Below are 22758 nucleotides of genomic sequence, written 5' to 3'. Positions count from 1 at the left end.
CTTATTTTTTGAATATCGATTATTTTCTTCCTGCTTTTACCTATGAAAAAAGTCTCCGAAAACAACTCGGAGACTTTTCTCGGTTAATCCCATTTATTTATCCAAACTAGTAGTTTTTGTTTGATTTTGGTGAGGACAGTTGTTTCCCCTTTTGCCGTTTTTTGTTTATGCCATTCATTGTAGCTTGCTACAGAAATAAGGATAGACCCTGAGATTAATAGGTAGCCCCACCATGGGAGGTTGCCCCAATATGGTCGGGTTTGCAAAAATACGTTTAATAACAACACGCCTACTCCCACAACAAAGTATGATTTCACCCGTAAAAACATCCCTCCTAGGATTGAAATCAATGAGAGTGTCCCTAAAATTAAGGCATCATATATGGTGGAGCTTTCCAAACCATCCTGAATCAATAGGAGTGAGACTATGATGAGGACGGCCCACTGAATCTCATTTATCAGTCTACGATGTTTCCCAGCTAAGCAGCGGCGAAAATAAATAACGACTGCCACCCATGGTAACACGAACAACTCACGCTCGAAAAGTGAAGGAATTTCTATAGCTGAAATGGTAGAATAGTATGGTTCTAATAAGTACACACCGGCAAAGAGCTTTACCCACATCGACCAGTTTTTAGGTACTCTTGATTTTTGGAGCCACAAACTAATCGAAATCAGTAACCCAGGAACGAAATTCGTCCATACATAGGCTGATTGAATGAAATAGCCTGATCCGAAATAAAGGAACGCACTAATCGTAAATACATCAAGTTGAGTAATGTCCTCTTTTTCATTTACCACAAACAGCTCACGGTGTAAAACACTTCCTAAACCTAGCGAAGCGGCTCCCATTAAACTAACGAGGACCAACTTCCACTCTTCAACTATGCCATTTAACTGTAAAAATTGCTGTGTAGCAGCAAAGAGGAGAAAAAGTGGAATGATTCTGGATATCTTCCAATTTACCACCGTCAGAATCACAATCAACCCTATTGAATAGACAAGCGTTACTAAAAATAGCGTTAGACCATAAGGATAGCTCACAATAAAGGCGACGATTCCAACTACTGAAAATGGAACAAGGTAATATATCGTGCGAACTTTAAAGCTTTGTTTTGCTAACATCCAAAAACCACTAATGATCAAACTTGTGATTAAAAATGAATACTCAAGATCCAAACCAGTTTCAAGGTTTAACATGGTTGTGACGACTACCATAAACATCGTTGAAAATGTACTGTACAAAAAAGTTTTGGTTATCCATTCAGTATGGACGAAATACGTGCTTGCAGAATACAGCATCGTTGCTATTAGAAAACTCCAAATTGAAGTTTCACCATACTGGAAATAAGTGATGAGTAAAGCACCCGGCAAAAACAGCTGGCCTACCCACGCAAAACCATTGGCAATCGATACTTCTTTATTTTTCAAAAGATAGGAAGTAACGAGTAAAATTGCTCCACCAAAGGTGTACTCAAGGGATTGAATTTCATTCGGAACATTTAGCTTTAAATAAACGGATTGCACAATAGTGAAATACGTGATTAATGATAGTGAGCTAATCAGATATGGAAGCCATTTGTACTTTTCAAATCGATAAAAGGCAATATAAACGCCAACTCCTCCGCATAATACGAGGGGGCGCATCCACAATTCATTAACATTGGTTACTAACGCCAAAAAACAGGCTAATGTATAAAATACCTGGCCCATATAAAATGAATTTTTAGCTAAGGCCTTTTCATTCGTTTTCCCCCAGCCAAGATACGCTAAAAACGAAATCAAGCTTCCAAGGATGGTATTCATTGATAAACCAAGTTGTCCATGAAAAAAGGCCCAAGTTGATCTTCCTTCCTCTCCAAAAGCAGTAAAGGCAAGTGCTAGAGAAATAGGTAACAACCACGGTACTGAAATTTTGTAGAAAGGTCGTTCCTCAACACGGTGGCTTAAGTAAAGAATAAAACCTAACAAGCATAGGACAAACCCAAGTTCAAGCCAGTTGAAGGTTAATAGCTCGAGCAAGAGCGCTAAAAACATTGTTGCCAAACCAACATCTCTGGAACTTTTTTTAATAACCGATATTTGTGAAAATTTTATGTAAAAACCGCAGGTAATGAATTGGATAAACCCAACCAGGAATGTTGGAAAAATTAAGTTATCAAAATACAAATATTGGTCTAATATTAAGACCAGTTCATAATAGGATGCCATGAAAAAAACGGGACTTAAATAGGTAAATAACTGGGATTTTGTTTCGATAGCCAAATAAATAAATTGCCCTGCTAAAAGTAGATAAGCCAATAAAAGTGCCCAGGATGGATTGTTCATGTTCATGACAACGCTATCAAAGCTGATAGCTAAAAAAACTAAACCTGAAACAATGGCACTTGTCAGCTGAAAGATTTTTTTCCAATGAAATCGGTCATCTAAAAACTTAGGAAGGATTAAAAACCCAATTCCTATTAGAACGTATAGAACCGGGCCAAATAGCTCCAGAACAGAATGCTCAATCAGCTGGTAAGCACCGTACACCACCATTGCAGTAAAAATGAAATGATATTCCTTCTTTCCGCTTACATAGACCATCGCTAAATAAACGGCTGCGGATGTTAAAATATTGATGCCGTTCAAGACATGATTATCATAGAAAATCATCGTTAGTAGGGAAGAAATGACCAATTGTATTTGAGCAAAAGCAACTAGTTCTTTCGTGAATAGGGCTAATGCTTCGTTTTGTTTAAAACGGTGAAACAACATCACAGCGATCACATTGTAGAGCATGATACCAAAATAAAACCAATCCTTATCTAAATGAAAAGCTGAGAGTAAAAAGGCAACGGTTACGGTTATTGCTAAGTACGAGAACCAAACAAATAAGCGGGAAGCTAGTCGTTTTGCAAAAGTGATATAGACTGGAACCACAAGCAACCCACTAATAAATCCAAAAATATATCGACCTTCCCCTGTATATGATAAATATTCCCCTAAAAGCTTGAACCAACCAAGTGATAAAAGAAAGATTGGTAGAAACAAACTTCCTAGGACGACAAAAGCAAGTTCTGTTTTTTCAATCTTTAAAACTTTCCTCGACAAATAGGCGATGCCGAAAAATAATAAAGAAACCAGCCCAACTGAACTACTTTTCATCAGGTTTGACATCGATTCCCAATTACTAGTAGCGACAAATAAACCGCCAATTAACAACAAAATAACGCCTAAATTCAATAACCAGGTTATGTTTCTTTCTCGCATTTGATCTGCAGTAAGTTTCTTTTTTTCAATTTTTGGCTTGGGTGTTGTTACAACCACAGGCTTTTTATCTTTGATTACCTGCTTGATTGGTTCCTTCTGTTCGTTCCTCTCTAATCCTAGATCATAATAATATTGGTGGTGAGCTTTAGCAATCACATTGAATTGGTTACTGGTGATGTAGTCTTCTTTGGCTAATAAATTCAACTCTGATATAAATATCTTTTTTCGATCATCTTTTGAGTCGTTTTCCACTGTTTCTCCCCCCCTATATACAATAATTCCTAATTGCTTAGTTCGGATTTTATGTATAGTGTAATTTTACACCTTTTTAAAATAATATTCAATATTATCTGCCAATAGAACGACCATTTTCCGCCTTCAAATAGGTTTTTTGCCTATTGTCACAGTGTTTTTCTGATTTCGACAATATTTTGAAATACCTTTTCGAACGTTTGATGAAACAATTTCAGATTTATAGATTTAAATGAAATTATTAGCTAGTATGAAAACGTAGTAGATGTGAGTAAGTTCACTAATATATATATAATTATCAATAGTACAATTGAAATTTCACATGAGGTGACGATAAATTGAAATACGACCTAGTCCTCCTGCATGCTCCAAGTGTTTATGATTTTCGAGAAAATTCTTTATTAGCTGGTCCAATCAGTGATGTGGTACCATCTTCTCCCGTTTTCGAAATGTATCCAATTGGATTGACCAGTATTGCTGACTATTTAGAAAGACATGGATTGCGAGTGAAAATTGTTAACATCGCCAACCGAATGTTAATGAATCCATCGTTCGATGTTGAGAAAAAAATAAAAAGTATTAATGCTACAGCATTTGGAATAGATCTCCATTGGCTACCACACGCTCATGGTAGTATTGAGTTAGCTAAAATAGTGAAAAAAATTCATCCGGATGTACCCATGATTTTTGGTGGGTTGTCAGCCACTTACTATCACCAAGAATTATTGGAATATCCATTTATCGATTTTGTAATGCGCGGCGATTCAACTGAAAAATTAATGCTCATGTTAATCGAAGAGATTAAGTATGGTAAAAAGAATTTTTCAGATATCCCAAATTTAACTTGGAAAAACAATAAAGAAGTGATTAGTAACCCCTTATCATACGTTCCAGACAGTTTGGATGAATTTGATGTTCCAGGATACCGCTATTCAATAAAATCTGTATTTAAATACTTTAACTATAAGGATCCCCTTCCGTATAACGGTTGGTTGCAATACCCTAATACAGCTATCTTAACAGCACGTGGTTGTACACAAGGCTGTCTCATTTGTGGTGGCTCTAAAATGTCTTATGAGCAAAACTGTAATCGTCCTGGTCTTGCATTAAGATCACCAGAAAAATTGGTTGAGGATATCCTATTTATTCAAAGATTCAGTCGTGCACCAATTTTTATCCTCCATGATATTCGTCAAGGTGGGAAGGAATTTGTCGATGACTTCTTAGGTCGATTAAAGAAAATCAACTTAAAGAATGAGCTAGTGTTCGAATTGTTTCAATATGCTGATGAGGAATTTTTCAAAAAAATTGAAGATGCTGTTCCAAAATATAGCATGGAACTTACTTTGGAGACACATGATGAGGGAATTAGACGGTTCAACGGGAAGTTCCGATGCACTAATCAAAAAGTTATTGACACTTTAAATTATGCCTTAAACCATGGCTGTGCAAAAATCGACCTATTTTTCATGGTGGGAATTCCAGACCAAGATTATGCAAGTGCTTTGAAAAACGTGGACTTCTGTGAAGAAATCCACCAAGCATGCAATCAAGATCGCCGCTTATCTTATTTTATTGCTCCGTTAGCACCTTTCTTAGATCCTGCTAGCCCGGCATTTGAAAACCCTGACCTTTACGGTTACAAAAAATTCTGTAACACACTTGAAGATCACCGTGAGGCCATTAAAGCCCCTTCTTGGAAATATATGTTAAGCTATGAAACGACCAAAATGACAAGAGATGACATTGTTAACTCTACTTATGAATCTGCTCAGCTTCTTAATGAGTTTAAGCTAAAGTACAAGCTGATTGACTTGGAAACTTATGAAGATGTTAAAGGGAAAATTCTCGCCTCTATTCATTATATCGAGAAAATTGATCAGATTATCACTTTACCAGAAGCAGAAAAAACACTTGCGCTTGCTAAAATAAAAAAAGAAATTCAAGAAGTAAATGAATACAGTATTTGTGGAGAAAACGAGCTAAAATGGGAAGTTAAAAAACACTATGCTAACTTCTTCTCACTTACATTGGTTGGAATGGAGCTTCTTTTAGAGGATATTGCCGTAACTCTGAAGAAGCAGTTATCGTTCAAAACCCGCACTCAAGTAAAACTGGATAACTAAACAACAAAAAAATCACACGTTAAGTCGTGTGATTTTTTTATTAACTCTCATGATCGGTTATCATGAGAATAGCTTCTTCATTTTTCGCTATTTTTGTAAGCTGGGCGTCTAACCGTTTATGAATAAGTGTTAATTCTTCTGCGTACCGGATATCTTTAATAGCTTTTGCCATCGGAAGAACTTCATCCCGTTGGAAGTTTTCCATTTTTTCAACTATATCCTTAATGTCACTCAAGTCAATTTGGTTGACCTCTACTCGGTGCTCAATACTATCCATTTTTCCATAACGTTCTACGCGGCGTTCTAAGTTTTGAATAGATTCATTTATACTTAAAACATTTTCTTTTATATCATTAACGGTATTAATTAATTGTTTTAATAATTCCTCCATTGAAGTCTCTCCTATCTAAATGTGAATTAACGTTATTTTATCACTGAATGCCCAGTATAAGCTGTGTATATTTTTTTACTTTTTCACTATCAATACAATAATAATATGCTTCATTAATAAAAGATTTATTTAGGTCATACAATAAACTTGGATATGATATTTGAATGATTTTCCTCACTGCTTAATGAAAGGGCTTAAAATATAATAAAAAGTATAAAATATAGATATAAAAGCCACACTTAGATCGAATAGTGTATTAGGGAGGTTTACAAAATGAGCTTCTATCAAAATTTAAATCTATATTACGATATTCTTTTTCCAGCAAATCCTACCCAAATTAGCTTTATTGAAAAGTATTCCAAGCCTGCAGCAAGGATTCTCGATATTGCGGCTGGAACTGGGAATCAAGCGATTTTACTAGCTAGTAATGGCTATGATGTGACCGCAACAGATAGTGAAGAAGAAATGGTCAATACTATGGCTGAAAAAGCTCTGAATGAAAATGTTCCACTTCAATCTATCAGATTAGAAATGGAGAAAATTCAGCTTCTCTCCACTTCCTCTTATGATGTCATCGTGTGTATTGGTAATTCGATTGTTCATTTAAACTCTATTGACGAGATCAGAAATATGATTAAGGATATATATAAGCTCTTGGAAAACGATGGAACTTTCATTGTACAAACGGTCAACTATGATCGTATATTAAACCTACAAATTCAAGAGTTACCATTGATCAAAAAGCCTGAAGGCATCAGTTTCCGTCGCACATATGAATTTTTAGATGAAAAAATCCGCTTTAATGGGGCTTTAACTGTTGAAAAAGATGGAGAAATACAACAATTTGATCATTCTGTCGAGCTTTATCCACTTCAATCCTTCCAGCTGGTTACTGTTTTACAGGAGGCTGGTTTTTCTGAAATTACTCTTTACGGGGATTTTAAGGAGAATGAATATAGCATCACGTCTCCAGCAATTATTGCCGTAGCAAAAAAATAAAGACTGCCGATTTTTTTAATCGAGCAGCCTTTTTTCTTTGTATTCGGCTGTGTTAAATTAGAATGCTGATTTCCGTTCCAGGCACTCGCGCACCTTAGGGGCGGGCGGTGAGCCTCCTCGGCGCTAAAGCGCCTGTGGGGTCTCACCTGTCCCGCTGCTCCCGCAGGAGTCTTCGTGCCTTCCACTCCAATCAACATTGTGCAAAAATCAACATTGAGCTTTAACACAGCCTTGTAGTTAATTACAGACAAGCTTATATTTTTGTGGCGAAACGTTAGTCATTAATGGGCAAAGTTGTCCCACTGATGTTAGGTGAAGCTCGTGCATCGCCCTTGTGCATGCTGTATAGAAAAGTTTCCGTTCGCTTTCCTCGGTATACTGGGAACAATCATAAATAATAACAGCGTCAAACTCAATCCCTTTGGCTAGATAAGCCGGGATCACTACCACGCCTGTTTCAAAAGTTATCGTCCCCTTTTCAATTAAGCGAACTGTCTCAGTCATCTTGAGTGCTTCGTAAGCCGCTCTGCTTTCCAGCGCTGTTTTACAAATCACAGCAATGGTTTGGTGCCCCGCTTCTTTATACCTTTTGATTTGTTCAATGACATTTTGGCGAAGCTCTTCTTTGTTTTGAACTACCACAACAGTCGGCTTATTCCCCTCGCGATTAAACGGTTCTATTTTATCTCCGTCCTTAATGAACGCGCTAGTCAACTCAACGATCGGTTTTGTCGAACGATAGGTCCGGGTTAAAACGTACGTTTCTGTTGAACTTGTTTGGTCAATACTGTTTGAAAGTAGCGTGGTAGATTCAGCTGAATGCGAATAGATCGCCTGGTTGATATCTCCTAGCAGCGTCATTTTACTATTCGGAAACAGATGTTTAATAAATGCTAACTGAAAGGGCGAATAATCCTGTGCTTCATCCATAAAGATATGACGAATCGAACCATTCGTTCTTTTTCCCAAGATTAAATCCTGTAAATAAACAAACGGTGTAGCATCTTCATACAGGATTGTCTTATTTTGAAGACTTTTTATGGTAAGTTCGCCTATTTGACGCCAGTGATCGGGAGTAACTTCTATGTTTTGTTCAAATACCTTTTGATAGGTGGCTTTCATATTAATAAACTGAAATTTTTTCACTCGATTAAAAATTGGTTTAAACTTCTGTTTGACCAACATTTCCGCCAATAGTTCTTGTTCACGATCAAAATCATCAAAGGTATTATCACTAAATCGACCTTTTTCCTGAAGTTGCTGAAATACTTCGATAAAATCATCCTTGTCTAAAAACTGAATTTCATCCTCGACCCATTTTTTCTTTTGTTCAAGCTTCACTCTTTTCTTTAGTTCTTTAACTAGCCATTCTTTTACAAGTTGAACCCGGTTAGGAATAGAATAATCTCGATCAAGGTTGTAAAAATACTCGTATATTTGTTCCTTACTAATGAGGACTTTTTTCCTGAAAACTAATGGCCGAAAAACTAATCCATCGTGCATTAGTTTTTCCACATAACAATCGACCATGATTTTGAACTCCATGCTACTCTTATAGTGTATACTTCTTAGCCGGATCTGATAGTCAGCATCACTATGTTCAGCTGTTAATAAATATTCCATTTGATCAAATGGGTCCTCGAGTTGAAACTCTTTACTTAACCGCTGCTCAAGATATTCCTGAAATGTACTTTGCTTCATATTCTCTTCGCCTAGTTCAGGTAAAACGGTCGAAACATAACTGTTAAATAAAGGATTTGGTGAAAACAAAATGATATTTTCAGGCGATAACGATTCCCGATAGCGATAAAGCAAGTAGGCTACACGCTGTAGGGCAGCAGACGTTTTACCACTACCAGCCACTCCTTGGACAACCACAATCTGACTCCGTTCATTTCGAATGATTTCATTTTGTTCTTTTTGAATGGTGGCAACAATACTCTTCATTTGTGTATCGGCATTGCTCCCAAGAACAGCCTGAAGCATCTCATCCCGGATCGTTATTCCACTGTCAAACATTCCGTTTATTTCTCCATTTTTGATGATAAATTGCCGTTTTAATTCCATTTCTCCACTAATATTCCCAGACGGAGTACGATATTGAGCTGGTCCAGGTGGAAAATCATAATAAAGGCTTGAGATCGGTGCGCGCCAATCATAAATAAGAAAGTTTTGATCGTCCCGATCCATAAATGAGCCGATCCCAATATAAATTGTATCCTGTTGTTTTTCCCCTTCCTCTAAAAAATCAATCCGTCCGAAATAAGGCGAATTCTTTAATCTCGTCAAAGTTTTTATTTGTCGCTGAATTTGCGAACGACTTCGTTCACGTTCTGAAAGTAATTCAGCATGCTGTCTTATGCTGGTATGGGTTTCGATAATATCGTCAGGTTCATCCATGTTTACGGTAACATCATTCCAAAATGTTTCACGAAGCTCTTGAACATCTTGACCAACAGCACCTCCCTTTTCTTTCAGTTTCACCATCTTTTTCTCTATTTCATAAATCACATCTGAAACTCGAATTTGTTCTTTTTGCCACTCTATTTGTTGATGGTTACTCATCCAATCACTCCTAGAATTTATTTTTAGTATTTTGTTGACATTGATGTTTGTTTATGATAATGTTATTATAGGGTTATTTTATAAAGATAAACAAAAATGTATTTTTGACCGTTTATTATTGTAGCATGTAGGGTTTTTTTTTACAAGATATAATTACATATATAATGGCAAACGGGATGTGATTCGCGTTTTTTTGTTGTTTAGGAAATTTGCCATTTTAAAAGAAGGCCTCCTTCAAAATATGAAGGATGTCTTCTTTTTTTTCAAATTAATGTATCGACACTTTTAAACAACTCAAACATTTATGTTTTTATTGAAGCATTTTGAAACTATACGTAGCACTTAAATTCTCCCAATGTATTTTGGATCCCTAATAATTCCTGGTTGCCCTTGGACCCAATTAGCAGGTACCCCTTCTCCAGTCCTTCTACTATATTGTATCCCTTGAATTACCCTTAAAATTTCGTAAACATTTCGACCAACTTCTAAAGGGTTTACGAATTTGGTAACGATTATCCCTTCTGGATCTATAATGATGGTTGCTCTAAATGTAGCGCCCGTTTTCTCATTTAGTACTCTGTAGGCCTTACTAATTTTATGGTTTCGATCACTTAAAAGTGGAAACGCCACCTTTGACGCAGAAGGAGAAACCTCGGTAAAAACCTTATGGGAATATACACTGTCTGTACTTATAGCAAGTAATTCGGAATTTAGAAATTTCAGTTGATCATAAATAGCAGCGACCGCTGCCAACTCTGTTGGTCAAACAAAAGTGAAATCACTTGCATAAAAAAATAAGATAACCCATTTCCCTCGAAGACTTTCTAGACGAACCTCTTTTATTTTCTTTTCTACATTGTCGTATGCTTCTGCAAAAAATAAAGGTGCTAAATCTGTTGTTTGTGCACAAAACGTAGATGCACAATCTTCTAAAACATCCTCAGGCCTTATAAATTCCATTTTTCCACCTCAATTCATATCACCTAAATGATTATTTTGCTAATTTTTATTCTCGATTTGAATTTCATTACATATTATATGTCTAGTTTTTTGTCCAATTGAGCCTATTTAGGGAAAGTCTTTCGCTTCAATCACTTTACAAATTAAGAATAAGATCTAAACAATCTAATACTTTTGCATTTCTTTATAAAACATAGCCGAACTCCATGAGCATTCATTTTTCTCTTTAAACTACAAAAAAATGTTGTCTTTATTTTTATACAACACAGTTAATTTGTCCCTTTCAAAACCACGTTCACTCGCATTTATTAAAGTAGATGCACTTGATGCTTATTGCAATTTTATTGTTCGGCGTCATGTAGAGTGTAGGTGCGAATCTATTTAGGAGAGATGTAGAGTGAAACTGGGTATTATGTGTGGGATACCACTAAGCGGAAAATCAACATACGGTAAAAATCTTCAAAAGCAAGGGTGGGCTCGCGTATCTATTGACGACATCAGGCTAGCTTTACATGGCCAAACTTTTAAAGCTGAGGCTGAACCAGTCGTGTGGGAGACCGCTGAACTCATGGTACGTTCATTGTTAAAAAGTGGACATAAAGTGGTTGTTGATTCCACAAACAGAACTAGGGATCGGCGTAAAAGATGGATCCGTGTTGCTAAGGAATTCTGACTTACTTTGGAAATTTTCCATGTTGATACTGATTTAGAAACTTGTAAAAAACGGAACAGAGCGTTGTGGCGTTTACCTGAAAGTTTTTTAGAACAAACTTACAAAGTATACCAAAAACCGACTGCAGAGGAGGGATCAATTATTAAGGTGAAATAGCAAAAAATACATCCATGCTAAGGAGAGAATGTATAAATAGGCTGAATTATATATATACGAATAATTTACTTACTCTAAGAGATTTGTGATATAAAAAATATCGACAATCAACTCCGAAACATGAGGATTTCGAAATTGTAGAAGCGGCTTATTGAGTAAAGTGCCGTTCTGGAGGCGATTCGGAACGATCTTTTTATGTAAGACTTTCAAATGTACGATAAACTTCGGTGATTAATGGTCTTTGTAAAATTTGGCAAATTGAATAAAACAATTTACTAATGAATACCCTTGTTAGGGTTTTTGTCATCTTTGGAAGGTCACTCACTATAATTGGATCTCGAAGTAATTTTTATCAAAAGATAACGAATAATAAATCCATTTGCTAAACCAGGAATTAGAGACAACATTGGAAACCAAATGGGACCAAATGTTATACCGAGAAATATATTTGGTGAGTACATAAGACCTATTGTGACAAAATAGGCTCCAAAAGCAAATGGGAGAAACGATAAATGAGGAATTTCTCCGTCTGAAAATTTATAAGCATCGTACATTGCATACAAATAAACACAAGGGTAAAACATTAGCCACTGGTAATCAACCACTCTAGCAGCTTCCGTTATCTTCCCGAGAAAACTCAACATGATAGCTTTGTTAAATGAACTCATTACATTAATGGTGAATTCTAAAAGAATAAAAATTATTCCTTTTATCAGGTTTCCATTTAATAATTGTCCAAAACCTGGAAATGCCATGCTCCAAAGAATTGCTTCTAACTTATCCGTTTTCTTCATATAATCAACCTTTATTATTCTTTATATATTTTGCTTAACCTATGCATTCTTGAATTTATCTAGCCTTCTTAACAATGAAACAAATCCTCTTATCGTAAATAAAGTAAAACTTACACTTCCAAACGTATGGAATGGCGACCATTTTTTCCATTTGAATAATTTGGAGTTTTTTTCAAAATACCATTGACCGAGGCTCATGGGGATACTCCATGTCAAACTTTTCAAAAGAATTTTCCCCAAATTATCATTATAGGATTGTTTAACCCAGATGACACTTAGAATTGGAAAAAACAGCATATCAAAAATAATGTTGGTTTTGAAAATTTTAGGAAAAGGTCGGGCTGGATATTCGACTCTTTTGGAACCAACAACATAAGCATCTATAAGTGTTGCCAAAACTCCTTTTGAGAAGAAAATAACTAGATTTTCTCTCATTTTTGACCCTTTAAATAAAAATGGCAAGGAAACCATACACAAAGCAAAAAGTCCGTTTAACATTTTTTTCTCCATAAAAAAACAACCTTCCCAAAGGATTTATATTTGATTAATATTAAAATTACCAAATCAAATTAATATTATCCTTTAAAATATTCTTAAAATAATACTGTTCAATACTTGCAAGTGAAATATGTGTAGAAAGAGCCAATCGTAGCTTATTTTATCGATTCCCACTCTTTTACCCCTTCTGCAACAGTAACAGTTGCATTTATTACAAAGATTTGACAGGTTTTAACAATCCTTTATAATATGGCCCTGTTAAACTAGAATGTTGATTTCCGTTCCAGGCACTCGCACACCTTAGGGGCGGGCGGTGAGCCTCCTCGGCGCTTAAGCGCCTGTGGGGTTTCACCTGTCCCGCTGCTCCCGCAGGAGTCTTCGTGCCTGTAACGAAGATCAACATTGTTCAAAAAATTAACTTTGAGCTTTAACACAGCCTATACTAAAAAGACTTCGTTTCCCATTCCCATCTTTTCAAAACAATTGTTAAGAACCTGTTTATCGATTCCATTTACTAAGTAATATTTCTCTTTATAAATAGCACGAATAAATCCCATGATTTCTTCTTTAGTTATTTTATTTTTTTGTAAACCTTTAATATAAAGATTGAGTGGGATATTATTACCAACGCCATGTAATGGTGGTTGTAGGTACTCGATATTTTCATATCTTTTATAATCATTTCTTTCAAAAAATCGATTTCTTTTAATACAATCTTTTCTTTCTGTTTCGGTATGTACCATTTCCTGTGATTCTGTTTCTAAGATTACTGCTTTTAACGAAGCATTTCCTGCAGAAATAGCATCCTTGTGTAATAACTCTTCCATTTTAAGTAAGGTTTTAGAGCCTACCCCTCTATGCCTTTGTACCTTCGGATTTGTTGCTATATAGACAATAAACCCAGAATTTACATCAGCTAAATAGTGGCCTGTTGCAAAAGAAACAAGTTGCTCCCCATTAAAACCTATCAAGAATCGGAAATTATTTGGCTTCCTATTTCTCGAATATTGTAAACTTTTTAAAAAAATATCATGTGGTTCTCTCACTTCAATCGGAAAGGCTTGATCATATAATTTTAAGACCATATCTAAATTAATTAAATAATCATCTGTTATTTCATCCCATCTAATGGTCATAGCATTCCCCAGCTATATGATAATGAGATTTCATTGATAAATCGATTCGGTTTCTGATAGATTGGCATAAGACCCCATCTTTCCTTTTCATTATTTTTTGTCCATTCCTATTTTATCCATAAAGTAAGATCTTTTCCATAAACACACAATAACCCTGCCTGGTATCATTATACCTGGCAGGGTTATTGTTTGATTTTCACATGAGGTTCCGTAGTAATCACGTCCTATAGTTTAATTGGAATTCTTACTGTATTCATGCAATTGTTCTGTTGTTAAATGTTTTACGAAATGATTAAAGTTGATTGACTCCATCCCAAAATTTTCACAAGCCTCTTTATAAGATTCATATGCTTCTCGATACATCTCCATTTTTTCACCTCCCTGTTATATAACAATTTATTTTTATTATTAATAATATATAACAGATTAAAAATCTCGTCAATATGTTTTTCGAATTATTTGAAACTTAATTGAGGTAAAAAGAAAACAGCTTTAGTTTTAGGTTTAAAAGACAATTAATGAATAGTTTGATTAATTTTGGCATGAACATCCCTAGTTAAAAATAATATAGGTAAGACTATCTATTTAAGGGTGGTGATAAAGATGAGTTTTTATCTCCCTTTTATTATTGGCTTTATCCTATTAATGGGATTAATTGTTTATTCAATCGTATGGTATACAAAGAAAAAAACACAAAAGGTAAGAAGCAAGATATTAAGCGGTGAAAAGTCCTTTCTTGTTCATTGGACGTACGACGATACTATTAACATTGCCGAATTTCAAGGAATAGGCAGTGCCCTATTCTGGTATAAAAAGAAATTATCAGATTGTAAGGAGGTCTATATTTGTTCAGACGGAATATTACTTGGAAACGTCATTTTTTACAGTTGGAATCAATTTTCTAAATTTAAACAGTTACGGATTAAAACGGGTAATCCGCCTTGTATTCAATTTAAAATCGAATTCTCAGCTGGCGAATCAGAAACCATTGCAGAATTCTTTATTCCAATTCCTCAAGGGAAACAACAAGAGGCCGAATCTGTTCTTAATACTTTATATGGAATGGTACAAATTGATTTTTAAGTGTGCTTTAGGATGAAATCTAAAAAGGAGTCTCCGATATTAGGAGACTCCCATTCTATTTAAACGCTTAATAATTCCAACTTATTATGACTCTTCATGATAAGAACAACAATAATCAGCAACTGTATGAACCTTTAGTAAAAAACTGTCGTTAGCTGGTACATAAAAAGTTCCGGTTTCTTCTATTTTTTCCCAATATTCACCAGTCAATTTATATTCTAATTTTCCAGCAAGGATCTCCATTTCTTCCCTCTGGGAAGTCGTAAATTCATACTCACCTGGAAGCATAATACCCAAGGTCTTTTTAGTTCCGTCTGGAAACAAAACCGTTCTGCTAGTGACTTTTCCATCAAAATAAATATTTGCTTTTTTAATAATCGTAACATCTGTTAATTGCGACAAGTCTATCACCCTTTCATATATTTTTCTAATTTATCATAAAAGAATAATAATTTACACTTTAATTTTTAAAGAACCAACCTTAAGATTCTTTTGCCGTTCCATCCTCAATGTGGATAATTCTATCATAATAACTCAAACCCTTCGAATTGATTATTAAATTTTTATTATTGAATAGTCAAGCAAGACTATTCACAAAATGACTATAAATGTGATAAATTTAACTCAAACACCGGAAAGGAACTGTTTATATGGACAATCGGTCACTTATTTTACTTGGTTTGCTCATGGCACAGGATCAACATGGCTATCAAATCAATGAATTTATCGAGAGAAATTTAAGTACGATGACGAATATGAAAAAACCAACAGCCTACGCTACACTGGATAAACTTAGCAAGCAGGGCTATATTGATGTACAACATGAGCAAGAAGGGAACCGTCCCCCACGCAAAGTTTATTCGATCAATGAAAAAGGAATAGAATGCTTTTATCAATTGCTTATTGAAAATTTATCCTCACCTGAGAATGTTTTTTTTGAGGGAGATATTGGTCTTATGTTTCTCGACCATCTCCCAATCAAAAAAGCGATACCTGCCCTACAAAAAAGGCTGAACGGAAGCAAAAAGATTCTGGAAGGTCTCATCCAAACCCCAAGTCATGGGAATGGGATTGGAGTCAATTTAGCAGTTGAGCATAAAAAAATCATGTTGGAAGCAGAAGTACAATTTTTACAAAAGTCCCTGCAAATTTTAAAAATGAAATCAAACGGTGAATAAAAAATATTAATTAAAAGGTAGGAAGTGAAATATATTGAAAAAAAATAAGTCATTACTCATCTTGTTCCTCATTATGTTTCTTGTCTATGTTGGCTTCGGAATTATGATTCCTGTTCTTCCCTTTTATGCTGAAGAATTTGGGGCGTCTCCAACTGAACTTGGTCTATTAATGGCTGTTTACTCCTTATTACAACTCCTATTCGCACCGATGTGGGGCAGAATTTCTGACCGTATGGGTCGAAAACCAGTTATGTTGATTGGTATTGCTGGTCTGGCAATTTCTTTCTTAATGATGGCTGTTTCAACTAATTTGTGGTGGTTGTTTGCAGCACGGATTATTGGTGGATTTTTATCATCAGCTACAATGCCTACTACGATGGCCTATGTTGCCGACATTACAACACCTGAAGATCGTGGGAAAGGCATGGGGGCAATAGGGGCAGCTATCGGGCTTGGATTTGTGTTTGGGCCAGCGATTGGAGGAGTTTTTTCCAAAATCAGTTTAAGCCTCCCTTTTTATATCGCGGCGATCTCCTCAGTAGTGACGTTATTACTTGTTGTCTTCCTATTAAAAGAATCTTTATCAGCCGAGCACCGACGTGAGCATGTTGAAAAGAAAATATCCTTATGGCATTCCTTGAGTGGGGCAATGTCCATCCTTTTCATTTTACAATTGTTTATATCCTTGTCCCTTTCAGGGTTGGAAGCAACATTCGCCTATTTTGCTGCAAAAAAAGCAGGAATGGATGCCACAGAAATGGGTTACGTCTTTATGATCATGGGACTTGCTGGAGCTTTTGTTCAAGGTGGGTTAATGGGGAAATTAACTAAAAAATACGGAGAAGGTCCTGTTATTCAAGCTGGAATTATCATTTCAGCCATCGGGTTCGCGCTGATTTTACTCGTTCATAATTTTACGACTGCTGCCATCTATTTAACGATTTTTGGAATTGGGAATGGTGTTATTCGTCCAAGTATTTCTTCGCTCCTTACGAAAACTACAACAGCAGGACATGGCAGTGCAACTGGACTTCTGTCTTCCTTTGATTCCTTTGGTAGAATTGTAGGGCCTCCACTTGGGGGATGGCTGTACACCATTGCCATCGGAATTCCTTATATTTCAGGGGCGATTATTTCATTATTTGCCTTTGTTCTTTACCGAATCTACATTGTAAAGGCAAAAAAGGTTGAAGTGGTGTCAAATTAGTAGAGGAAACAACCATATCTGTTTGAACTTTAATAAAACCCCATTGAAATAGGCTGATAAAAATTTATCAGCCTTTTCTTTATTTTTCGCAGTGATTAATGAGGTTTGAATCTTTTCCACCCCTCTCTCAAATGGGATGGGTGGATTATTCAAGATCAAAGGACTTTAAATGTTCGAATTTTTCTTGTCATTTTATGATTTACACATTTAGTCGAAATTATTCAAAGTTAAGTGAATATCAGCATATATTCCTTTGTTGTTGCTAGGATCGAATTGAACCTAAAATTGAAAAAGACTATAATGTGAATGAAGATTAACTGGAGGCGATTGCATGAGTAAAAATAAAAATTGCCAGAGCTGTGGGATGCCACTTTCAAAGGATGAAAAAGGTGGAGGAACAGAAAAGAATGGACAAAAAAGTGATATGTATTGTAGTCACTGCTTTGAGAATGGAGAATTTGTCCTTCCTAATCTCACAGTAGATGAAATGAAACAACGTGTTCAAGATAAAATTGCTGAATTCGGGTTACCGAAATTTATGTCAGGTTTTTTCACAAGAAATATACATAAATTAGAGCGTTGGAAAAATTCATAATTTGATTAAAATACAAAACACCCTGCGAAATTCGCAAGGTGTTTTGTTATTCTCACATCAGCCTAATATATATCTTTCCTAGTAAAAGTGAAAAATGAAACAAATATCCCAGCTACACCCCATATTAAAAGGACCATTAATGAAAAACCAAGTGTCATTCCTTCAATCGGAGGAGCTGATCCAGTTAAATAATCTGTTGGAGTCAAATTCACCATAAATAAATATTTCGCAGACTCCCAAGAAGAAACCATACTAGTTAAAATGGCTCCTGATATTAAACAAGCAAGCATTACGCCCATCCCTGCTGCGGTACTCTTGATTAATGTAGACAACATGAAAGATAATGTTCCAACAACAAGGGATACAAACCAGGCTAAACCAAATACCATTAGCAAAAATCTCCATTGTGGAATGAGATGAACTGCTGCTGTACTTAGTTCTCCTTTTTCAACGACAAATCCTGTTAAAACTGGGGCTGACCACCCTTTATATCCAAACACGATTCCCGAAATGAAATATGAAAGGACCGCGAAGGCCAAGACCAAAAAAGAAACAGACAGAATTAAAGTGATATATTTACTCATTAAAATTCGCCATCTTTTCACGGGCCTCGTTAGTAGTAGCTTCACAGTCCCAGCACTATGCTCAGATGAAACAATGTCCGCTGCAATAATCATAACCAATAGTGGAAGCAGGAGCTGTATCGTATGCATCAAGAACTCTCTTACAAATGTTGGTGCCCCTGGCTCGGCTGGATTAATATCATGGTCAAGGTAAAATTGCTGCTGAGAGATGGTAATCTGTAGTTGTTTTTTCCATTCCTCAGATATCCCGGTGCTACTGATTCTGTTTTGCTTATCAACAATATCCTGTTGCAACGTAGTGCGCCAATCTCGCGTACCTAGCTTTTCCTGTACCCTTTCTTTCTCTCGATATTGAGCATATGTAAACATCGAAATAAGCACAGCCATGATTAACAGAACGACGATCATTTTCTTTTTTCGAACAAGCTTTAAAAGTTCATTTTGGACGAGGTTATTCAATAGAATCCCCTCCAGTCATTTCTAAAAAAAAATCTTCCAGTGAAGGAAGCTTCCGATTCATTTCCAAGACTGTAACATTTGCTTCCACCAATCTACAATTCCAGTCTCCCACACTTTTTTCAACATATGGAGTAATGACTTTCTCTCCTTCAATTTTTGCATCTGTTAAATCATTTAAAATCCGAAAACCTTCATTGAACGGAGAGAATCTCCAAATTAACCGCTCTTTATGTGATAAGAGGTCGTGAACCATTTCGGTATGAATAATTTGTCCCTTAGAAATAATCGCAACCCGATCACACAAAAGTTGGATTTCTCCTAATAAGTGACTTGATACTAATACACTAAGTCCCTCCTCTTCGGCCAAATAACGAATAAATTTTCGCATATCGCGAATGCCGGATGGATCAAGACCATTTGTAGGTTCATCTAATATTAATACTTTTGGCTTACCGAGAAGGGCTTGAGCAATCCCTAACCTTTGTCTCATTCCCAAGGAGTAAGTTTTCACTTTGTCGTGGATTCTTTCCTGCAGACCTACCAGCTCGGTTACATACTTGATTCGATCGTCTTCAATCTTATTGAGCATTCCCGCAAAATGATTTAAATTTTCCCATCCTGTTAAATACGGATACAATTCAGGATTTTCGACGATGCAGCCCATATACTGCATGGCTTTTGTAAATTGTGTTGCCACATTATAACCACAAATATGTATGGATCCAGAGGTCGGCCGAATTAACCCGACTAGCATCCGAATCGTTGTTGTTTTCCCAGCTCCATTAGGTCCTAAAAACCCAAAAACTTCCCCTTTTTTTAACTCAAAATTGATTCCTTTAATAATTTCCTTTTTGCCGATGACCTTACGAAGCCCTTCGACAGACATAGTAATTTCGCTCATATACTCCCTCTTTTACAATGTGATTAATGAGGCAACCCGTTCAGCAATCAGGCGATAGCCCTCTGTATTAGGATGAAATTGATCGGTGTATAAGTACTGATTCACATTTAATTGAAATAAATCAAAGGTTGGAACGAATACTGTTTTTGGATATAAGGCACTGATTTCAGCACTTTTAAAATTCCAAGCACGGACAACTTTTGATGTTTGTTCTGCATTTTCTAACTTAATAAAAGGGTTGTACAAGCCAATCATAAAAATATTTGCAGTCGAGTTGACGGACCGTATCTGCGAGAGGATTGAATTTAAGTTTTGTTCATATTGTGCCTCAACTGGTTGCAAAGCTTGATCACTTAAATTGGTAAGCCCTTGTCCTCCGCGGAAGAGGTCATTTCCACCAATCGTAATCAAAATGATATCTGCGTTTTTAACTTCCCTTTGAACCTCGACTTCCTTCACTTGACTAGCTAATTGAACTGATGTTAATCCTTTTATCCCCATATTGTTAATTGAAAGCTTCTGGGTGGTTTTTTTCTCAAGATCAGCAACTAAATTCCCGACATAGCCCTTACCCTCAGAATCACCTGTCCCTCTCGTTAACGAATCACCCAATGCCACGATTTGGACCCGCTTTTCAACATTCTTTGTTTCAGGCTTAACTGTTGTCTTTGCTAAAGGTTTGCTTGAAGTATCGAAATAATCATAAAGGGTCAATCCCAAACCTCCGATACAAATCAAACAAGCCAAAAAGGAAGTGACCGCAACAAATGACACCGATATTTTTTTCAATCAATTTCCCACCTTCTGGATTAGATACAGATATTGGTGAAACTACCACATGTATCTTTCATAATAGAATCATTATATCCTTTTATCCCCTTTATAAAAGAGTACAAACTAGCAATTTTTTTAAAAAAAATATGGCTGAGAATAAAACCAGTACAACCGGTCTTTTCTCAGCCAATCTGACTTAAAACTTTAAATTTTCATAACTCCACCAGTGCTGGCAGAAGTAACAAGCTTAGAGTAACGAGCAAGATAACCCTTTTTAACTTTAGACTCAAAGCCTTTCCAATTAGCTTTCCGTCTTGCAAATTCTTCATCTGAAATTTCCAATTTAATTGTTCGATTATTCAAATCTAGTTCAATAATGTCACCATCTTCGACAAATGCAATAGGTCCTCCCTCTGCTGCTTCTGGAGAAATATGACCGATGGAAATACCTCTAGATGCACCAGAGAAACGACCATCTGTAATCAAACCAACCTTGGCTCCAAGTCCTCTACCAACGATTTGCGAAGTTGGTGCAAGCATTTCCGGCATACCTGGTCCACCTTTAGGACCTTCATAGCGGATAACCACAACATCTCCTTCTTTAACTTTACCTGTGATAATTCCGGAAAGTGATTCTTCTTGTGAATCAAAACAAATTGCAGGACCCCGATGGTAACCACCTACAGAAGCATCTACTGCTCCTACTTTAATAATTGAGCCATCTGGTGCTAAGTTCCCAAACAATACTGCAAGTCCTCCGCGTTCAGAATGTGGATTATCTAGTGGCCGAATGACATCCTTATCTAAAATATCGGAACCAGCAACATTTTCGCGGATTGTTTTACCTGAAACAGTTAGGCAATCTCCATTAAAAGCACCTGGTTTTTTAAGCAATTCATTGATAATTGCACTAACGCCGCCTGCATTATGTACATCTTCAATATGATATTCCGATGCTGGTGCAATCTTTGCTAGATGCGGCACGCGACTTGCAATTTCGTTGATACGTTCTAATGAATAGTCAATTTCAGCTTCATGGGCTAAAGCTAAAGTATGCAGAACCGTGTTTGTAGAACCACCCATCGCCATGTCTAGTGCAAATGCATTATCAATCGCATCAATCGTTACGATATCACGAGGCTTAATATCCTGTTTGATGAGTTCCATCAATTGAGTAGCAGATTTTTTAACAAATTCTTTCCGTTCTTCAGCTACAGCTAAAATGGTTCCATTACCAGGGAGTGCAAGACCAAGTCCCTCTGCCAAACAGTTCATTGAGTTTGCTGTAAACATTCCTGAACAAGATCCACAGGTAGGACATGCTACTTCTTCAATTTCTTGTAATCTTGCTTCATCAATATTACCAGCCTGATAAGCTCCTACTCCTTCAAAAACAGATGTCAGGTCAAGAGCATTACCTTTTGAATCTCTACCAGCCTTCATCGGGCCACCGCTGACAAAGATTGTTGGAATATTGACGCGAAGGGCTGCCATCATCATCCCTGGAGTAATTTTGTCACAGTTTGGAATACAAACCATTCCGTCAAACCAATGTGCAGAAACAACTGTTTCAACTGAATCAGCAATGATTTCACGGCTCGGAAGTGAATAGCGCATTCCGATATGTCCCATGGCGATTCCATCATCCACGCCGATTGTATTCATTTCAAATGGCACACCGCCAGCATCACGGATTGCTTGTTTAACAATTTTTCCAAACTCTTGTAAATGTACATGTCCTGGAACAATATCAATATATGAGTTAACAACACAGATAAATGGTTTGTTGAAATCTTCTTCTTTTACTCCTGCTGCACGAAGCAAACTCCGATGTGGTGCTCGGTCATAACCTTGTTTTATCATATTACTACGCATTTCTGCCAATTTAATTCCCTCCACACTCTTACTTTTTTTAGTGAAATTTAAGTATTTATTATTGTACCATTATTTTTACTATATTTATAGATTTTTAAAAAGGTTTAGATTAGTCAGAACATTTGTGAACCACTTAATCTTTCTTTTTTTAAAGTTTGGCTCTATTAAACTAGAATGTTGATTTCCGTTCCAGGCGCTTCGCTTTCCACGGGGCGGGCGGTGAGCCTCCTCGGCGCTTAAGCGCCTACGGGGTCTCACCTGTCCCGCTGCTCCCGCAGGAGTCTTCGCGCCTTCCACTCCA

The 22758-nt window shown here is 36.4% G+C and carries 20 protein-coding genes; 7 read left to right on the top strand and 13 right to left on the bottom strand.

Features of this window, described 5'->3' with window-relative positions; translation table 11 throughout:
* Positions 1-83 precede the first annotated feature (83 nt).
* Entirely contained in the window at positions 84-3503 is a 3420-nt protein-coding gene (locus B1NLA3E_RS11035; protein ID WP_015593921.1) for a hypothetical protein, read from the bottom strand.
* A gap of 338 nt (positions 3504-3841) precedes the next feature.
* Between B1NLA3E_RS11035 and B1NLA3E_RS11030 the strand changes: the two genes are divergently transcribed.
* The gene (locus tag B1NLA3E_RS11030; protein ID WP_015593920.1) at positions 3842-5629 is read left to right on the top strand and encodes a TIGR04190 family B12-binding domain/radical SAM domain protein; all 1788 of its coding nucleotides are present in this window, start codon (positions 3842-3844) and stop codon (positions 5627-5629) included.
* Positions 5630-5669: 40 nt separating this feature from the next.
* On the opposite strand, the gene B1NLA3E_RS11025 is transcribed toward B1NLA3E_RS11030, so the two are convergent.
* Positions 5670-6020: a hypothetical protein gene (locus tag B1NLA3E_RS11025; RefSeq protein ID WP_015593919.1), complete on the bottom strand. Its 351-nt coding sequence runs from the start codon at positions 6018-6020 to the stop codon at positions 5670-5672.
* A 273-nt stretch (positions 6021-6293) separates the two neighbouring features.
* On the opposite strand from B1NLA3E_RS11025, the gene B1NLA3E_RS11020 reads away from it, so the two are divergent.
* On the top strand, positions 6294-7019 hold the full coding sequence (locus B1NLA3E_RS11020; RefSeq protein WP_015593918.1) for a class I SAM-dependent methyltransferase: 726 nt from the start codon (positions 6294-6296) through the stop codon (positions 7017-7019).
* Between the two features lie 237 nt (positions 7020-7256).
* Here the strand turns inward: B1NLA3E_RS11020 and helD are convergent, their stop codons facing one another.
* Both helD and B1NLA3E_RS11010 read right to left on the bottom strand, forming a co-directional pair.
* Positions 7257-9584: an RNA polymerase recycling motor HelD gene (gene helD, locus B1NLA3E_RS11015; RefSeq protein ID WP_015593917.1), complete on the bottom strand. Its 2328-nt coding sequence runs from the start codon at positions 9582-9584 to the stop codon at positions 7257-7259.
* 342 nt (positions 9585-9926) lie between these two features.
* Positions 9927-10544 carry a peroxiredoxin gene (locus tag B1NLA3E_RS11010; protein WP_236619663.1) on the bottom strand — a complete coding sequence of 206 codons (618 nt, stop codon included), beginning with the start codon at positions 10542-10544 and terminating at the stop codon, positions 9927-9929.
* Between the two features lie 397 nt (positions 10545-10941).
* Between B1NLA3E_RS11010 and B1NLA3E_RS11000 the strand changes: the two genes are divergently transcribed.
* Positions 10942-11217, top strand: coding sequence for an ATP-binding protein (locus B1NLA3E_RS11000; RefSeq protein ID WP_015593914.1), 276 nt, complete (start codon positions 10942-10944; stop codon positions 11215-11217).
* A 473-nt stretch (positions 11218-11690) separates the two neighbouring features.
* On the opposite strand, the gene B1NLA3E_RS10995 is transcribed toward B1NLA3E_RS11000, so the two are convergent.
* The 4 genes from B1NLA3E_RS10995 to B1NLA3E_RS25305 form a co-directional block, all read right to left on the bottom strand.
* Complete coding sequence (locus B1NLA3E_RS10995; RefSeq protein WP_015593913.1) at positions 11691-12167, bottom strand: hypothetical protein; 477 nt, start codon at positions 12165-12167, stop codon at positions 11691-11693.
* A gap of 39 nt (positions 12168-12206) precedes the next feature.
* Positions 12207-12677 (bottom strand): CBO0543 family protein, encoded by a 471-nt coding sequence (locus tag B1NLA3E_RS10990; RefSeq protein WP_015593912.1) that lies wholly within the window; start codon positions 12675-12677, stop codon positions 12207-12209.
* Between the two features lie 425 nt (positions 12678-13102).
* Positions 13103-13801, bottom strand: coding sequence for a GNAT family N-acetyltransferase (locus B1NLA3E_RS10985; RefSeq protein WP_015593911.1), 699 nt, complete (start codon positions 13799-13801; stop codon positions 13103-13105).
* Positions 13802-14032: 231 nt separating this feature from the next.
* Complete coding sequence (locus B1NLA3E_RS25305) at positions 14033-14170, bottom strand: hypothetical protein (protein ID WP_187292174.1); 138 nt, start codon at positions 14168-14170, stop codon at positions 14033-14035.
* Positions 14171-14404: 234 nt separating this feature from the next.
* On the opposite strand from B1NLA3E_RS25305, the gene B1NLA3E_RS10980 reads away from it, so the two are divergent.
* Complete coding sequence (locus B1NLA3E_RS10980; protein WP_015593910.1) at positions 14405-14884, top strand: hypothetical protein; 480 nt, start codon at positions 14405-14407, stop codon at positions 14882-14884.
* 84 nt (positions 14885-14968) lie between these two features.
* Here the strand turns inward: B1NLA3E_RS10980 and ppnP are convergent, their stop codons facing one another.
* Positions 14969-15286 (bottom strand): pyrimidine/purine nucleoside phosphorylase, encoded by a 318-nt coding sequence (gene ppnP, locus B1NLA3E_RS10975; protein ID WP_015593909.1) that lies wholly within the window; start codon positions 15284-15286, stop codon positions 14969-14971.
* A gap of 248 nt (positions 15287-15534) precedes the next feature.
* Between ppnP and B1NLA3E_RS10970 the strand changes: the two genes are divergently transcribed.
* The 3 genes from B1NLA3E_RS10970 to B1NLA3E_RS10960 all read left to right on the top strand — a co-directional run bounded on the left by B1NLA3E_RS10970 (position 15535) and on the right by B1NLA3E_RS10960 (position 17864).
* Complete coding sequence (locus B1NLA3E_RS10970; protein ID WP_015593908.1) at positions 15535-16062, top strand: PadR family transcriptional regulator; 528 nt, start codon at positions 15535-15537, stop codon at positions 16060-16062.
* Between the two features lie 34 nt (positions 16063-16096).
* Positions 16097-17269, top strand: coding sequence for an MFS transporter (locus tag B1NLA3E_RS10965; protein ID WP_015593907.1), 1173 nt, complete (start codon positions 16097-16099; stop codon positions 17267-17269).
* A 331-nt stretch (positions 17270-17600) separates the two neighbouring features.
* Entirely contained in the window at positions 17601-17864 is a 264-nt protein-coding gene (locus tag B1NLA3E_RS10960) for a zinc ribbon domain-containing protein (protein ID WP_015593906.1), read from the top strand.
* A gap of 62 nt (positions 17865-17926) precedes the next feature.
* On the opposite strand, the gene B1NLA3E_RS10955 is transcribed toward B1NLA3E_RS10960, so the two are convergent.
* From B1NLA3E_RS10955 to ilvD, 4 genes are all read right to left on the bottom strand, one after another.
* A complete protein-coding gene (locus tag B1NLA3E_RS10955; protein ID WP_015593905.1) occupies positions 17927-18907 on the bottom strand; it encodes an ABC transporter permease subunit in 981 nt (326 codons plus the stop codon).
* The gene (locus tag B1NLA3E_RS10950; RefSeq protein ID WP_015593904.1) at positions 18900-19808 is read right to left on the bottom strand and encodes an ABC transporter ATP-binding protein; all 909 of its coding nucleotides are present in this window, start codon (positions 19806-19808) and stop codon (positions 18900-18902) included. Before B1NLA3E_RS10950 ends, B1NLA3E_RS10955 begins: the two co-directional genes overlap by 8 nt.
* A 12-nt stretch (positions 19809-19820) precedes the next feature.
* Positions 19821-20597: an SGNH/GDSL hydrolase family protein gene (locus B1NLA3E_RS10945; protein ID WP_041580464.1), complete on the bottom strand. Its 777-nt coding sequence runs from the start codon at positions 20595-20597 to the stop codon at positions 19821-19823.
* A 189-nt stretch (positions 20598-20786) separates the two neighbouring features.
* Positions 20787-22466, bottom strand: a complete 1680-nt coding sequence (ilvD, locus tag B1NLA3E_RS10940) for a dihydroxy-acid dehydratase (RefSeq protein ID WP_187292173.1) — start codon at positions 22464-22466, stop codon at positions 20787-20789.
* Positions 22467-22758: the final 292 nt, after the last annotated feature.

The organism is Bacillus sp. 1NLA3E (assembly GCF_000242895.2).
In the GTDB taxonomy this organism is placed as follows: domain Bacteria; phylum Bacillota; class Bacilli; order Bacillales; family Cytobacillaceae; genus Bacillus_BU.
This window is presented reverse-complemented; position numbering and strand designations above follow the sequence as displayed.